The 14,117-nt window shown below is 73.9% G+C and carries 15 protein-coding genes; 7 read left to right on the top strand and 8 right to left on the bottom strand.

Annotated features, from left to right (window positions below; translation table 11 throughout):
• The first annotated feature begins 178 nt into the window (after positions 1-178).
• Positions 179-1,228, top strand: coding sequence for a type IV toxin-antitoxin system AbiEi family antitoxin domain-containing protein (locus tag F1C76_12785; protein ID QNG37337.1), 1,050 nt, complete (start codon positions 179-181; stop codon positions 1,226-1,228).
• Positions 1,229-1,332: 104 nt separating this feature from the next.
• Here the strand turns inward: F1C76_12785 and F1C76_12780 are convergent, their stop codons facing one another.
• The 5 genes from F1C76_12780 to nth are packed head-to-tail and all read right to left on the bottom strand — an operon-like array spanning position 1,333 to position 5,161.
• The gene (locus F1C76_12780) at positions 1,333-2,514 is read right to left on the bottom strand and encodes a MarP family serine protease (GenBank protein QNG37336.1); all 1,182 of its coding nucleotides are present in this window, start codon (positions 2,512-2,514) and stop codon (positions 1,333-1,335) included.
• A 10-nt stretch (positions 2,515-2,524) separates the two neighbouring features.
• Positions 2,525-2,974, bottom strand: coding sequence for a hypothetical protein (locus F1C76_12775; GenBank protein QNG37335.1), 450 nt, complete (start codon positions 2,972-2,974; stop codon positions 2,525-2,527).
• Entirely contained in the window at positions 2,971-3,726 is a 756-nt protein-coding gene (locus tag F1C76_12770; GenBank protein ID QNG39220.1) for a CoA pyrophosphatase, read from the bottom strand. The genes F1C76_12775 and F1C76_12770 overlap by 4 nt, the downstream gene beginning before the upstream one ends.
• A 5-nt stretch (positions 3,727-3,731) precedes the next feature.
• On the bottom strand, positions 3,732-4,280 hold the full coding sequence (locus F1C76_12765) for a TlpA family protein disulfide reductase (GenBank protein QNG39219.1): 549 nt from the start codon (positions 4,278-4,280) through the stop codon (positions 3,732-3,734).
• 35 nt (positions 4,281-4,315) lie between these two features.
• Positions 4,316-5,161: an endonuclease III gene (gene nth, locus F1C76_12760; protein QNG37334.1), complete on the bottom strand. Its 846-nt coding sequence runs from the start codon at positions 5,159-5,161 to the stop codon at positions 4,316-4,318.
• Positions 5,162-5,278: 117 nt separating this feature from the next.
• Between nth and F1C76_12755 the strand changes: the two genes are divergently transcribed.
• Together F1C76_12755 and F1C76_12750 are read left to right on the top strand one after the other, a co-directional pair.
• Positions 5,279-5,536, top strand: coding sequence for a hypothetical protein (locus F1C76_12755; GenBank protein ID QNG37333.1), 258 nt, complete (start codon positions 5,279-5,281; stop codon positions 5,534-5,536).
• Between the two features lie 124 nt (positions 5,537-5,660).
• Complete coding sequence (locus tag F1C76_12750) at positions 5,661-6,335, top strand: Crp/Fnr family transcriptional regulator (protein QNG37332.1); 675 nt, start codon at positions 5,661-5,663, stop codon at positions 6,333-6,335.
• An 88-nt stretch (positions 6,336-6,423) separates the two neighbouring features.
• Here the strand turns inward: F1C76_12750 and F1C76_12745 are convergent, their stop codons facing one another.
• Positions 6,424-7,218, bottom strand: coding sequence for an NUDIX hydrolase (locus F1C76_12745; protein ID QNG37331.1), 795 nt, complete (start codon positions 7,216-7,218; stop codon positions 6,424-6,426).
• Positions 7,215-7,688 (bottom strand): RidA family protein, encoded by a 474-nt coding sequence (locus F1C76_12740; protein QNG37330.1) that lies wholly within the window; start codon positions 7,686-7,688, stop codon positions 7,215-7,217. Before F1C76_12740 ends, F1C76_12745 begins: the two co-directional genes overlap by 4 nt.
• 313 nt (positions 7,689-8,001) lie before the next feature.
• On the opposite strand from F1C76_12740, the gene F1C76_12735 reads away from it, so the two are divergent.
• The 3 genes from F1C76_12735 to F1C76_12725 all read left to right on the top strand — a co-directional run bounded on the left by F1C76_12735 (position 8,002) and on the right by F1C76_12725 (position 12,570).
• Complete coding sequence (locus F1C76_12735; GenBank protein QNG39218.1) at positions 8,002-8,958, top strand: ATPase; 957 nt, start codon at positions 8,002-8,004, stop codon at positions 8,956-8,958.
• A gap of 23 nt (positions 8,959-8,981) precedes the next feature.
• Positions 8,982-10,163, top strand: coding sequence for an ArsA family ATPase (locus tag F1C76_12730; protein QNG39217.1), 1,182 nt, complete (start codon positions 8,982-8,984; stop codon positions 10,161-10,163).
• A gap of 109 nt (positions 10,164-10,272) precedes the next feature.
• Positions 10,273-12,570, top strand: coding sequence for a PASTA domain-containing protein (locus tag F1C76_12725; GenBank protein QNG37329.1), 2,298 nt, complete (start codon positions 10,273-10,275; stop codon positions 12,568-12,570).
• A 72-nt stretch (positions 12,571-12,642) separates the two neighbouring features.
• Here F1C76_12725 and F1C76_12720 read toward each other — a convergent pair whose 3' ends face one another.
• Entirely contained in the window at positions 12,643-13,098 is a 456-nt protein-coding gene (locus F1C76_12720; GenBank protein QNG37328.1) for a GatB/YqeY domain-containing protein, read from the bottom strand.
• Between the two features lie 73 nt (positions 13,099-13,171).
• Between F1C76_12720 and F1C76_12715 the strand changes: the two genes are divergently transcribed.
• A complete protein-coding gene (locus F1C76_12715) occupies positions 13,172-14,083 on the top strand; it encodes a metallophosphoesterase (GenBank protein QNG37327.1) in 912 nt (303 codons plus the stop codon).
• The last annotated feature ends 34 nt before the right edge of the window (positions 14,084-14,117 follow it).

The raw sequence follows: 14,117 nt of genomic DNA, 5'->3' as shown, positions 1-14,117 counted from the left end.
CACCGTGCGTCCTCCTCCACCGACGTCGCCGGCGGAGGATGCACGCTGGTGGCTGAGGACGACGCGCGGCTACCCCACTCCGGCCCGGATCGGCTGATCGCCGTCCACATCCGAGGGGTCCGTCCCCAGACCTCGACGTGAGCCTCCACGGGGCAACGCGGCACGCCACGCTGCCGGCATGCACCCCCAGCTGCTGGCCGCGATGCTCCGACGCGGAGGCGTGTTCACCACCGCCGACGCCGTGGCCGTCGGGCACACCCGCCACTCCATCGCCGCCCTCGTCCGGTCGGGCGCGTGGCACGGCGTGCGCTTCGGCGTCTACACGACCGATCACGTGCGGCGTCAGCACACGGACGCCGGGAGCCCGCACTGGCTGGCTGCTGCCGCCGTGCTGGCCCGACTGGGCCGTCCGAGCACCGTCCTGAGCCACGCGACAGCCGGTCGCCTGCACGACCTCGTGCTCCCCCGGGACGCCGACACCCGGGTCACCCTGACCGATCCCGAGCGCTTCCGACTCGGCCGCGGCTACCGCGTGCTCGCCGCGCGCCTGCCAGCCGGGGAAGTCGAGACCCGCGACCCACTCCGACTCACCAGCGTCCGACGCACCCTGCTCGACCTGGGCCGCGAGTGGGACGTCGTCGACACCGTGACCGCCCTGGACGACGCCCTCGCCGACGGTCGGATCACGCTGCAGGACCTGGTGGACGGCGTCCTCGAGCAGACACACTGGGTCGGGGTGGGCAACTCCGCTGGCGCGGTCGGGCTGGCCCGCCTCGGCGCCCACTCCCCGTTGGAGACCAGGACGCGGCTCGACCTGGTCGCGGCCGGCCTGCCCGAGCCGGTCCTGCAGGCCGCCGTCCTCCAGCACGACCGGCTGCTGGCGGTCCTGGACATGTGGTGGGAGGGCACGCCCGCGTTCGGCGAGTGCGACGGCCGGGTGAAGTGGACCGACCCGTGGCGGGGCCGGTCAGCAGCGGACGTCGCCTGGGAGGAGAAGCGCCGGCACGACGCGCTCGTGGACCTCGGCCTGGTCGGCGTCCGCTTCGCCCAGCCGGACCTGGGACGAGCCCTCGCTCCCAAGGTCGACCGACTGCGCGGCCTCCTGACCCAGCCACTGGTGCTCCCGCCCGGCGTGCGCATCGAGCAGTGGCGAGGCGGACTGCGCCGGGAGCCCCGAGCGCGGCCGTGGACCGCCGACCCGGGCTCGTCCAGCTCGGCCGCAGCCTGACCCGCCCGTCCTCCTCCACCAGCGTGCGTCCTCAGCCGCCGGTGTCGGTGGAGGAGGACGCACGGTGGTCGTCGGAGCTGATCAACGCCGGGGCGAGGGGTCCGTCACTCGCAGGGGCCGGTGTCGACGGGGGTGCGCGCGGTGCTGCCCGCGGCGGCGGCCTCGGCGACCTGGGCGCCGGTGAGGGCGTAGCCGGTGTCCGGGTCGTCGATGGCCGAGGCGAAGACGACGCCCAGCACGGTGCCGTCGGTGGCCAGCAGCGGGCCACCGGAGTTGCCGGCGCGCACCTGGCCGAAGAGCGCGTAGACGTCGCGGACGACGGTCTGCGAGGCGCGGAAGTCCGGGCCGCTGATGTCGCCGCGGTCGCGCACCCGGGCGGGGCCGACGTAGAGGCCACCGCCACCGGGGTAGCCCATGATGATCGCGTCGGCGCCGGAGTCGGCCGGCTGCGCGGCGAAGGTCAACGGCACCTGCGGCAGGCCGGGCACGGCCAGCACGGCGACGTCGGTCTCCTCGTCGACGAAGACCGGGACCGCGTCGTAGCTCTCGCCCTCGGCGTTGACCGTGGGCGAGGTGACGCCGGCCAGCACGTGGGCGTTGGTCATCACCCGCTCGTCGGCGTAGACGAAGCCCGAGCCATCGATCTGCCGGGAGCAGGAGGAGGCGATGCCGCTGATCTGGACGACCGAGCCGCGGACCTGGGTGACCACCGGGCTGGCGAGCAGGCCCTGGTCGGGGGCGGGCACGTCGCGCACCTGGGTGGGGGTGAGCGGGTCGAGCACGTCGGGCAGGCCGCGGCGGTCGATCGCCTCGCGCAGGGAGTCGTAGAGGGACCGGACACCGTCGGGCACACCCTGGTCGACGGCCTGCACCAGCGTCGACTGGCGCACCTGGCTGGCCACCGCCGGGAACGCCGAGTTGGCCAGCGGGGTGGCCACCATCCAGGCGACCAGCAGCACGGCGACGGCCGAGATGAACGCCCCGGCCACCGAGTCGACGACCTTGGCCGGTTCCCAGGTGACCTTCCTGCGGATGGCCCGCCCGACCGCGCCGAACACCAGCTGGCCCAGCAGGGCCCCGGCGAGGACGACGACCAGCGCCACGAACACCCGGGCCAGGCTGGACCCGGAGACCTGGTCGGCCACGGGACCCGACAGCTGCGCACCGGCCACGGCCCCGCCGAAGAACCCGACGAAGGACGCCGCCGAGACGATCAGCCCCTGCCGGAACCCCGACAGCGCGAACAGCAGGGCCAGCGCGATGAGCGCGAGGTCGACGAAGGACACGGCGGCGGGGTCAGCCGCTGACGGTCATCGTGCCGACCTGGCCCAGAGCGGTGTGGAAGCTGCACTCGAAGGGGTGGTCGCCCGGCGTCGTCACGGTGAACTCGATCGTCTGGCTGTCGCCGGGGGCCAGGAGCGGGATCTGCTCGCTGATGTCCTCCACGCCGGCTCCCTCGGTGAAGAGGAAGTTGTGGGTCAGCTGGGTGGCGGTGTTGGTCACGGTCAGCCGCACCACCCCCGGGGCCACGGTGAAGGTGTTCGGGGTGAAGACGTAGTCGTCGCCGGTCTCCAGGGTGATCTCCTGGACGCCCGCCTCGTCGGTGGTCACGACCCCGACCCCGGCGTCGGGGGTGCGGGTCGCGTCCGGGGTCGCCGGGGTCTCGTTGGTGCAGCCGGCGAGCAGGCCGAGGGCGAGCAGCAGCGCCACGAGCACGGCGCGGGCGGAGCGCGGGGAAGCAGTCATCGCCGTCGGACCGTACGCGGCGCACCTGTGCGTCCGGGGGCCTCGGCGACCGTCGGCGCGGCGCGGTCGGCGGGCTCCTCGGTGACCTGCGCGTGCGCCCCGCGCACCCGCTCCTGCTCGGCGGCGAGCGGCCGCACGTCGGTCGCGTCCCAGGGCCGCTCGAGCCCGCAGGCGGTGAGGACGGCGTCGAGCACGCCGGCTGTGAAGCCCCACACGACCATCCCGGCCACCGCGAAGGCCGGCCCGACGTAGCCCGACGGGTGCCGCACCCGGAAGCGGTTCACCGGGTCGACCAGCGCCGCCAGGGGCACCCGGGCGACCTGGGCGACCTCGAACGGGTCGCCGGTCACCGTCTCGCGGGGGTCGTCCCACCACCCCACGACCGGGACGACGAGGTTGTCCGAGGGCCCCAGGAACAGCTCGGGCAGCGTGGCCAGCACCCGGACGTCGGCCGGGTCCACCCCGACCTCCTCGTGCGCCTCGCGCAGCGCCGTCCCCACCGGGTAGTCGTCGCCGGGGTCGACGCCGCCGCCGGGGAACGCCGGCTGGCCCGCGTGGGTGCGCAGCCGGTCGGACTTCTCGATCAGCAGCACGTCGGGCCCGGCCGGGCCGTGGCCGAAGAGGATCAGCACCGCCGACCGGCGGGCGCTGTCGGTGGCGTCGGCGCGCCGGTGCCGCAGAGGCAGGTCCGCCGCGCCGGTGACCAGCCGGCGGACGTGCTCGGGGACGCCGGTCAGATCGGGGTCGAGCAGCTCGGTCACAGCGTGACGCCCAGGTGGTCAGAGACCAGCTGCTCGAACTCCGCGAGCGAGTCCACTGCCCCGGTCTCCGTGTACGTCAACGTGCCGTCCGCGGCGAGGAAGAACGTGTACGGCGCGCCCCGGTAGCCCAGCTCGGCAGACAGGTCACCCTGCCGGTCGAACGCGTTGGGGAACGTCGCACCCGCATCGGCAGCGAAGGAGTCGGCAGCGGTCAGGGTGTCCACGCTGACGAGCCCGAGCACCTGGACCTGGTCACCCGCGGCCTCGGCGAGTTGCTGCACGATCGGCAGTTCCTCGCGGCACGGCGGGCACCAGGACCCCCACAGGTTGATGACGGTGGGCACGCCCGGAGCTCGCCCCAGGTCGAGCGTGCCGCCCCCGATGCAGTCGAAGACGAGCGGCGGGAGTGCCTCGGTGGCAGTGACGTCGGGACCGTCCTGCTCAGGACAGGACTCCAGCGCAGTGTCCAGGCCCTGGACGTCCACGTCCGAGGTCGTCGGTGCGGCTGCGTCGTCGTCCGAGCCGCTGGTGCACCCGGCCAGCAGCGCCGAGGCCGCCAGCACCAGCAGGAACCGGCGCTTCACAGCGTGTCCGAGGCGGCCGGGCTCTTCACGAGCTTCCCCGCAGTCTCGGGGTCCATCGGCCCCGTGCCGTAGGACGGACACCAGCGGGCCAGCCCGCAGGCGCCGCAGGCCGGCTTCTTGGCGTGGCAGACCCGGCGCCCGTGGAAGATCACCCGGTGGGAGAAGTCGGTCCACTCCTTCTTCGGCACCAGCACGGCGACCTCGGTCTCGACCTTCACCGGGTCCTCCTCGGCGGTCCAGCCGAACCGGCGCACCAGCCGGCCGAAGTGGGTGTCCACCGTGAGCCCGGGGACCCCGAAGGCATCGCCGAGCACCACGTTCGCGGTCTTGCGGCCGACCCCGGGCAGCGTCACCAGGTCGGCCAGCCGGCCGGGCACCTCGCCGTCGAACTGCTCGACGAGCGCCCGCCCCAGGCCCAGCACCGAGTTCGCCTTGGCCCGGTAGAAGCCGGTCGGCTTGAGGATGGTCTCCAGCTCCTCGCGATCGGCCCCGGCGTAGTCGGCGGCCGTGCGGTACCGGGCGAACAGCGTCGGGGTGACCGTGTTGACCGTGCGGTCGGTGGTCTGGGCGGACAGCACGGTGGCGACCAGCAGCTCCAGCGGGGTGGTGAAGTCCAGCTCGCAGTGCGCGTCGGGGTGGATCACCGCCAGCTCGCGGGCCATCCGACGAGCCCTCCGGGTGCGGCCCAGCGACGTCTCGCCCGGGTCGTACGGGGACACACCCAGGCGGGCGGCCCGGGCGGCCCGCCGCGGGGGTGCCGGCGGTTCGGTGCGGGTCGGGGCGGCGGGGACGGACACGCGGTCGAGCGTAGGCCGGGGGGCCGACACGCACGGACCTGTCATGCTCGTCCCGGCAGGCCCACCCGTCACACCGGTGTCGCCTCCCGACCCGCCGACGTCGTCCGTCTCTCCCCCCGGGGACTGCCCCAGCCCCCGGAGACGCACGCCGAGGAGGTGCTGGTGGTCGCCCTCATCGTCATCCTGTTCCCCCCGCTGGTGATCGCCTTCCTGCTCGTCATGGAGCGGGTGGAGGAGCCGCTGCGGCGGCCGACGTCCCAGCGCCAGGTGGAGGAGTTCCTCGCCACGGCGACCCCCGCCGACGTCGACGAACTGGCCCACTCGGGCATCCGGCGCGCCATGGAGCGGTGGCGTGGCCGCCGGTCCGCGCGCACCGTCGAGGCCCGCCAGACCGCGCTCACCGCACCCGAGGCGGACTGACCGGTCCCACCCGGAGTGGGCACCGTGGTGACGCTCCGCATGGTGAGCGCGCCCACAGGCCCTAGACTGCCTGCGGACGTGGGTGATCTCTGCACCCACGACGACGTCGGTGAGAGGTGCGCTGGTGGACGAGGTCCTTGCCCAGTCCGGTCTGTTCCAGGGGCTGTCGGAGGAGGCTTCCGAGCCCACGGCGAGCGGGCTCGAGACGGTGTCGCTGCCCCGCGGCCGGGTCGTGTTCAACGAGGGCGAGCCCGGTGACAGCCTGTACGTGGTGCTGTCCGGGAAGATCAAGCTCTCCCGTCGCTCGCCCGACGGCCGGGAGAACGTGCTGGCCGTGATGGGCCCCTCCGACCAGTTCGGTGAGCTGTCGGTCTTCGACCCCGGCCCGCGCACGGCCACCGCGACCGCGGTGACCGACGTGCGGCTGGCCAAGATGCCGCAGGCGATGCTCCGCCCGTGGATCGAGGCGCACCCCGAGGTGGGTGAGCGGTTGCTGCAGGTGCTCGCGCGCCGGCTGCGCCGCACCAACGACTCCGTCGCCGACCTGATCTTCACCGACGTCCCCGGCCGCGTGGCCAAGGCGCTGCTGCAGATGGCCGACCGCTTCGGCAGCCGCGAGTCCGACGGCCTGCGCGTCAAGCACGACCTGACCCAGGAGGAGCTCGCCCAGCTCGTCGGCGCCTCCCGCGAGACGGTGAACAAGGCGCTGGCCGACTTCGTGCACCGCGGCTGGATCCAGCTGCAGGGCAAGTCCGTCGTCGTCCTCGACGAGGAGCGCCTCCGCCGCCGCGCCCGCTGAGTCCAGCACGACACGAAGGCCCCCGCTCCGACCAGGAGCGGGGGCCTTCGTCGTACGGGATCAGGAGTACGGGATCAGGAGTACGGGATCAGGACGGGAGTGGCACCACGAGACGGATGCGGGTGCCGTCGGGGAGCACGGCCCAGCGCTGGCCCTCGTCGTCGTCCTCGAAGGTGGGGCTGATCGGCTCGAGCGGGTCCGGGGGGCAGCCGGCCAACGCGGCGGCGACGTCGGGGAAGGCCTGCAGCTGGGTGAGGGTGTGGATCGTCGGCGGCAGCATCGGCCGGGTGCCGGCGGCGAGCTCGGCGAGAGCGGCGTCGGCGGTCAGCCAGGACACCTCGTCGGCCTCCCCGGACACGTCGCGCGCCTCCTGCCCCTCGGGCATGAGGGCGGCGAAGAACTTGGTGTCGTAGCGCCGGGTCTCCTGCGGCGGGGTGATCCAGTGCGCGTAGGGCCGCAGCAGGTCCGAGCGCAGGGCCAGGCCCCGCCGGCTCAACAGCTCCGAGAGCGCGATGTCCCGGGTGAGCAGGGCCTGCCGCTGGGCCTCCCACTCCTCCCCCGACACGTCGGGCACCACCCCGCCGGACTCGGGTCCGGCCAGCAGCACGCCGGCCTCCTCGAAGGTCTCCCGGACGGCGGCGCAGACCAGCTGGCGCGCCGTGGACGGGTCGCACCCCCAGGTCGTGGCCCACTCGGCCGGGCTGGGGCCGACCCAGGGGACGTCGGTGTCGGCGTCCCGGGGGTCGACCCCGCCGCCGATGTAGGCGGTCATGCCGCCGGCGAAGGGCATCCCCCGCGTGCGTCGCTGGAGGTGGACCTCCAGCCCGGTGTCGCCGTCCCGCAGCAGCAGCACCGTTGCGGCCTGGCGGATCGGCTGGGTCACCGGAGTTCGACGGTGAGCTCGACCTCGACCGGGGAGCCCAGGGGCAGCTCGGCGACCCCGACGGCGCTGCGGGCGTGCTTGCCGGCCTCGCCGAAGACCCGGCCCAGCAGCTCGCTGGCGCCGTTGACGACGCGGGGCTGGCCGGTGAAGCCCTCGGCGCTGGCCACGTACCCGACGACCCGGACGACGCGGGCGACGGAGTCGAGGCCGACCAGGTCGTCGACGGCGGCCAGCGCGTTCAGCGCGCAGACCTTCGCGTCGTGGGCGGCGTCCTCGATCTCCACCGAGCCGCCGACCTTGCCGGTGCGGCGCAGGCCACCGTCGACGAAGGGCAGCTGGCCGCTGGTCATCACCAGCTGCCCGGTGCGGACGGCGGGCACGTAGGAGGCGACCGGCGCGGCGACCGGCGGGAGCCGCAGCCCCAGCTCGGCGAGGCGGGCGTGCCAGCTCTGCGGCGTGCTCTCTGTCACGGCCGGCGCCTCAGGCGGAGGGCCGCTTGAGGTAGGCGACCAGCTGGTCGCCGCCACCGGGACCCGGGAGCACGGTGACCAGCTCCCAGCCGTCGACCCCCCAGGAGTCGAGGATGGCCTTGGTGTTGTGGGTGAGCAGCGGGATGGTCGCGTACTCCCACGTCCGTCGGGTCGACTCGGTCATGGGGCCGGACGCTAGCGCAGCGGCGGACCCGCGGCCCGGGCGCGGGGCGGTCCGAGCGGGCGGGACCCCGGTCCCCGCTCGTACGCTCGTCCGGTGAGCCTCGAGCCGTTCCCCGTGCGCTGCCACGTCGTGACCGGCAAGGGCGGGACCGGGAAGACGACGGTCGCGGCCGCCCTGGCCCTGGCGCTGGCCGCCGACGGGCGTTCCGTCCTGCTGGTGGAGACCGAGGGGCGGCAGGGCATCGCCCAGCTCTTCGACACCCCGCCGCTGCCCTACGAGGAGCGGCGGGTCGCCGTGGCCCGCGGGGGCGGTGAGGTCAAGGCGCTGGCCATCGACCTCGAGGAGGCGCTCCTGGAGTACCTGGAGCTCTTCTACTCGATGAAGCGGGCCGGGCGGGCGCTGCGCAAGATGGGCGCGATCGACTTCGCGACCACCATCGCCCCGGGCCTGCGGGACGTGCTGCTCACCGGCAAGGTCAAGGAGGCCGTCACCCGCCGGGTGGACGGCAGGCAGGTCTACGACGCCGTCGTGGTCGACGCCCCGCCGACCGGTCGCATCACCCGGTTCCTCAACGTCACCGACGAGGTCGCCGGGCTGGCCCGCTCGGGGCCCATCAAGACCCAGAGCGACGGCGTGATGGCCGTGCTGCGCTCCCCCCAGACGGCGGTGCACCTGGTGACGCTGCTGGAGGAGATGCCGGTGCAGGAGACCGCCGACGCGATCACCGAGCTCGCCGCGACCGGCCTGCCCGTCGGGTCGGTGCTGGTCAACATGGCCACCGAGCCGCTGCTGCCGGCCTCGTCGCTGGCCCGCGCCGCCGAGGGCCGGATCACCGCCGCCGAGCTCGCCCCCGCGCTGGCCGCCGGCGGCCTGCCCGCCGACCCGGCGATCGCCGAGGGCCTGGTGGTGGAGGCCGTCGAGCACGCCCGTCGCTGGCAGTCCCAGGACGCGCTGCGCGACCGGGTCGGGGAGATGGGCCGGCCCACCGTCGAGCTGCCGATGCTGGTCGGGCCGATCGACCTGGGCGCCCTGCACGAGCTCGCCGACCGCCTCGAGGCCCACCTGGCCCAGGGCGTCGCCGCGTGACCGCCCCCCGCACGGCCCCGGCGATGGACCTCGCCGCGATCGTCGCCGACCCGGCCACCCGCATCGTCGTGTGCTGCGGGGCCGGCGGGGTGGGCAAGACGACGACGTCGGCCGCCCTGGCGCTGGCCGCCGCCGAGGCCGGCCGCAAGGTGGTCGTGCTGACCATCGACCCGGCCCGCCGGCTGGCCCAGAGCCTGGGTCTGGAGGAGCTGGACAACGAGCCGCGGCAGGTCGTGGTGCCCGAGCTGGACGGCTCCGCGGGCGGCGAGCTGCACGCGATGATGCTGGACATGAAGCGGACCTTCGACGACATCGTCGCCGCTCACTCCACGCCCGAGCGGGCCGCCACGATCTTCGAGAACCCCTTCTACCAGGCGCTCTCCTCCTCCTTCGCCGGCACGCAGGAGTACATGGCGATGGAGAAGCTGGGCCAGCTGCGGGCCAGCGACGTCTGGGACCTGATCATCGTGGACACCCCGCCGTCCCGGTCGGCGCTGGACTTCCTGGACGCCCCGAACCGGATGAGCCGCTTCCTCGACGGCACCATGATCCGGCTGCTCACCGCCCCCGCCCGGGCCGGCGGCAAGGCCGGGCTGCGGATCGTCGGCGCCGGGTTCTCCTTCTTCAGCCGGATCATCTCCAAGATCCTCGGCGGGCAGCTGCTCAACGACATCTCCGCGTTCGTCTCCGCGCTGGACACCATGTTCGGCGGGTTCCGCGAGCGGGCGACGGCGACCTACGAGCTGCTCCGCCAGCCCGGCACCTCCTTCCTCGTCGTCGCCTCCCCCGAGCCCGACGCGCTGCGCGAGGCCTCCTACTTCGTCGACCGGTTGTCCGCCGAGGGCATGCCGCTGGCCGGGCTGGTGCTCAACCGCACCCACCCGCCGGCGACGACGGCGCTGTCGGCCACCCGGGCGGAGGCCGCCGCGGAGGCCGTCGCCGAGGGCGGGGGCAAGGGCGCGAAGCTGGCCGCCGGGGCGCTGCGGGTGCACGCCGAGCGGATGGCCCTCGCCGTGCGGGAGCAGCGGCTGGCCGACCGGTTCACCCACGCGCACCCCGAGGTCGCCGTCCGCACCGTGCCGGCGGCCGCCGGGGACGTGCACGACCTGGCCGATCTGCGGGTGATGGCCGGCGAGCTCACCGCAGCCGACGGGGACACCCGCACCGGCACGCCGCGGACGAGGGTGCTGCCGGCCCGCCGCTGAGACTGCTGTGCGGGGCCTGTGACGGGTGGGAACGAACCCACCGGACGGCTCTGCGCGTCCGGTGCGCGACACACCGGACGGACCCGTCCGACAGGTACCTTGGCCTGCGATGTCTGACACCGCTGCTTCCAAGGTCGGCGCCCTCGCCAAGCTCGTCGCGACGATCGTCGTGGCCGGAGCGCTGGTCGCCGGGATGATGCTCCCGTTCGTCGGCGGGACCGGGCTGGTCGCCCGGAACTCCGCCTCGCTGCTGGACGCGCTGCCGGTCGAGCTGACCGACCAGACGCCCAACGGCAACACCGTGGTGCTGGCCGCCGACGGGCAGCCGATCACGAACTTCTACACGAACAACCGCACCCCGGTGACCGCCGAGCAGATCTCGCCGATCATGAAGCAGGCGATCGTCGACATCGAGGACAGCCGCTTCTACAGCCACAACGGCCTGGACGTGCAGGGCACGCTGCGTGCGCTGGCGACCAACATCGCCGCCGGTGGCGTCGCCGAGGGCGGGTCGACCCTCACCCAGCAGCTGGTGAAGCAGACCCTGCTGCAGACCGCGGACACCGTCGAGGAGCGCGAGGCCGCCGACGAGCAGACCGTCGGCCGCAAGCTGCGCGAGGCCCGGCTGGCCCTCGCCCTGGAGGAGACCTACTCCAAGGACGAGATCCTCACCCGCTACCTGAACATCGCCTACTTCGGCGCCGGCGCCTACGGCATCCAGGCCGCCTCGCAGCGCTACTTCTCGGTCAACGCGATCGACCTGAACCTGGCCCAGGCGTCGGTGCTCGCCGGCCTGGTGCAGAGCCCGACCGCCGACGACCCGCTGGCCAACCCGGAGAACGCGCAGATCCGGCGCGACCAGGTGCTCAACCGGATGTTCGACCTCGGCCACATCACCGAGCAGGAACTGGCCGACACCACCGCCTCCCCCGTCGTCACCGCCGAGAGCCAGCCCCCCGTCAACGGCTGCGCGAACGCCTCCCTGGGCGGGTACTTCTGCGACTACCTCGAGGGCTACCTGATCAACACCCTCGGGATGACCCAGGACCAGATCGACAACGGCGGGTTCGTCATCCAGTCGACGCTGCGCCCGGACATCCAGGCCTCCGGCGAGCAGGCCGTGCTGAACACCGTGGCCCTCGGCGACCCGCTGGTCGGCACGTTCACCGTCGTCCAGCCGGGCACCGGACACCTGCTGGCGATGGCCAACAACCGCCGGTTCGGGTGCGACGAGGCCGTCGACGCCGCCTGCGAGTCGGTGAACTTCAACGCCGTGGCCAGCAAGGGCGCGGGCTCGACGTACAAGGTCTTCACCGCCGCCGCCGCGCTGGAGCAGGGCTACTCGCAGTACTACTCGCTGACCACCTCCGACCCCTACGTGTCCAGCGTCTACCGCAACGGCGGGCGGGCCTACACGGTGCAGAACGCCGGCACCTACCCGGGCACGCTGGACCTGGAGCAGGCCCTGGTCCGCTCCTCCAACACCTACTTCGTGGCCCTGGAGGACCGGCTGGGCTCGGTCGAGGCCCCGGTGCGGATGGCCGAGCGGATGGGGATGAACTTCGACCGGGCCAACCAGACCCCGGCCGACCAGATCATCGCGGAGAACCAGGGGTCCTTCACCCTCGGGCCCTACGCCACCAGCCCGCTGGACCTGGCGTCGGCGTACTCCACGCTGGCGGCCAACGGCACCCAGTGCGACCCCAACCCGGTCACCTCGATCGTCGTCGCGCAGACCGGCGCCCCGGCCACGCTGCCCGACGGCACCCCGATCAACACCGCCGACCGGTGCACCCCCGAGGCCATCCCGTCCGGTGTCGCCACCACGATGAACCAGATCATGATCGGCGACACCCAGGCCTCCTACGGCACCGGCCGTCGGGCCGCGGTCCCCGGCCACCAGATCGCCGGCAAGACCGGGACGGCGCAGGGCAACGTGTCGGTGAGCTTCATCGGCTCGACCCCGCAGTACACCGCCAGCGTCATGGTCTTCAACCCGATCGGGAACCAGAACGTCGGCGGCTTCGGTGGCAACAAGCCCGCCGAGATCTTCAACGACGCGATGGCGCCGATCCTGGCCAACGAGCCCTCGGTCGACTTCCCGCAGGCCGACGCGGGCGTGCAGAACGGCAACACCCGCGCGGTGCCGTCCTGCTCCTCGGTCAGCGCCTGCCAGTCGGCGATCACCGGCGCGGAGCTGACCTACGGCGGCCAGCAGAGCGTGGACTCCGACCAGCCCGCGGGCACCGTCGTCGGGCTCAACCCGTCGGCGGGCAACCGCATCCAGGCCGGCGCCCGCGTCACGGTGCTGGTGAGCAACGGCTCGCAGGTCGCTCCCCCGGCGGCCGAGCAGCCGCCGGCCGACCCGAACGCCCCGGACACCAACGGGGACGGTCAGCCGGGCTGATCCCGGCGGCACGAGGAACGGCAGAGGGCCGGTCGACCAGGTGGTCGACCGGCCCTCGGCGTCTGCGGGGTCCTACGAGGCGAGCTGCCGGCGGACCTCGGCGGCCACCCGGCCACCCTCGGCGCGCCCGGCGACCTGGCCGTTGGCCCGGCCCATGACCTTCCCCATGTCGCCCATCCCGCTGGCCCCGGTCGCGGCGACGACCTCGGTGACGATGGCGGCGATCTCCTCGTCGGAGAGCTGGGTGGGCAGGTAGCCGGCGAGCACCTCGCCCTCGGCCTCCTCGCGGGCGGCCTGCTCGGCCCGGCCGGCGCCGCCGAAGGCCTCCGCGGCCTCCTTGCGCTTCTTCGCCTCGCGGCGCAGCACCGCCTGCACCTCGTCGTCGGACAGCTCGCGCGCGGCCTTGCCGGAGACCTCCTCGGCGCTGACGGCGGACAGCACCATGCGCAGCGTGGCGGTGCGCAGCTCGTCCCGGGCCTTCATGGCGGTGGTCAGGTCGTCGCGGAGGGTCTGCTTGAGGTCGGACACGCCCACCAGCCTGTCACGCGGACGACGCCGTCCGCACCGCAGTCGCACCGCCCGCGCGACATAGGCTGACCCGATGCGCCCCGCTCTCGCCGTCCCCGCGGCCGTCCTGGCGACCGGTGCCGCCACGGTCGGCTACGCGTCGCTGATCGAGCGCACCCACTGGACGCTGCGTCGCTTCGACGTCCCCGTGCTGCCCCCGGGCCAACGGCCGCTGACCGTGCTGCAGATCAGCGACATCCACATGACCGCCGGTCAGCGGTCCAAGCAGGAGTGGATCGCCGGGCTCGCCGCCCTGGACCCCGACCTCGTGGTCACCACCGGGGACAACCTGGCCGGCCACGACGCCGTCGGGCCCACGCTGCGCGCGCTGGACCCGCTGCTGGACAAGCCGGGGGCCTTCGTCCTGGCCAGCAACGACTACTTCGCGCCCAGGCCGAAGAACCCGTTCAAGTACTTCTTCCCCGGCCACAAGCGGGTGCACGGCGAGTGGCTGCCGTGGGAGTCGCTGCGCGACGGCAAGACCGACCGGGGTTGGCTGGACCTGGACAACGCCCGCGGCGAGCTCACGGTCGACGGCCGCCGGATCGTGTTCGCCGGGCTGGACGACCCGCACGTCAAGCGCGACCGCTACGACGACGTCGCCGGCCCGGCCGACCCCACCGCCGACCTGCGCATCGGGCTGGTGCACGCTCCCGAGCCGCGGGTGCTGGACCGCTTCGCCGCCGACGGCTGGGACCTGCTGCTGTGCGGGCACACCCACGGCGGGCAGCTGCGGGTGCCGTTCTACGGCGCGCTGGTGACCAACTGCGGCATCGACCGGGACCGCTGCCGGTGGTTGCACCGCTGGGCCGAGCCGACCGCCGCGCACCCCACCGGCACGTGGCTGCACGTCTCCGCCGGGCTCGGGACCAGCCCGTACGCGCCGGTCCGCTTCGCCTGCCCGCCCGAGGCCACGCTGCTGACCCTGGTCGCCCGGGAGCCCTGAGGACCGCCGTCGGCGCACCGGCAGCCGTCGGCTA

It is taken from the genome of Geodermatophilaceae bacterium NBWT11, assembly GCA_014218215.1.
Classification (GTDB): domain Bacteria; phylum Actinomycetota; class Actinomycetes; order Mycobacteriales; family Geodermatophilaceae; genus Klenkia.
This window is presented reverse-complemented; position numbering and strand designations above follow the sequence as displayed.

Coding starts and splice junctions, on each gene's coding strand:
- F1C76_12785 (QNG37337.1), top strand. CDS start 179: ATGCACCCCCAGCTGCTGGCCGCGATGCTCCGACGCGGAGGCGTGTTC.
- F1C76_12725 (QNG37329.1), top strand. CDS start 10,273: ATGTCTGACACCGCTGCTTCCAAGGTCGGCGCCCTCGCCAAGCTCGTC.
- nth (QNG37334.1), bottom strand. CDS start 5,161: ATGACAGGTCCGTGCGTGTCGGCCCCCCGGCCTACGCTCGACCGCGTG.
- F1C76_12715 (QNG37327.1), top strand. CDS start 13,172: ATGCGCCCCGCTCTCGCCGTCCCCGCGGCCGTCCTGGCGACCGGTGCC.
- F1C76_12775 (QNG37335.1), bottom strand. CDS start 2,974: ATGACTGCTTCCCCGCGCTCCGCCCGCGCCGTGCTCGTGGCGCTGCTG.
- F1C76_12730 (QNG39217.1), top strand. CDS start 8,982: ATGGACCTCGCCGCGATCGTCGCCGACCCGGCCACCCGCATCGTCGTG.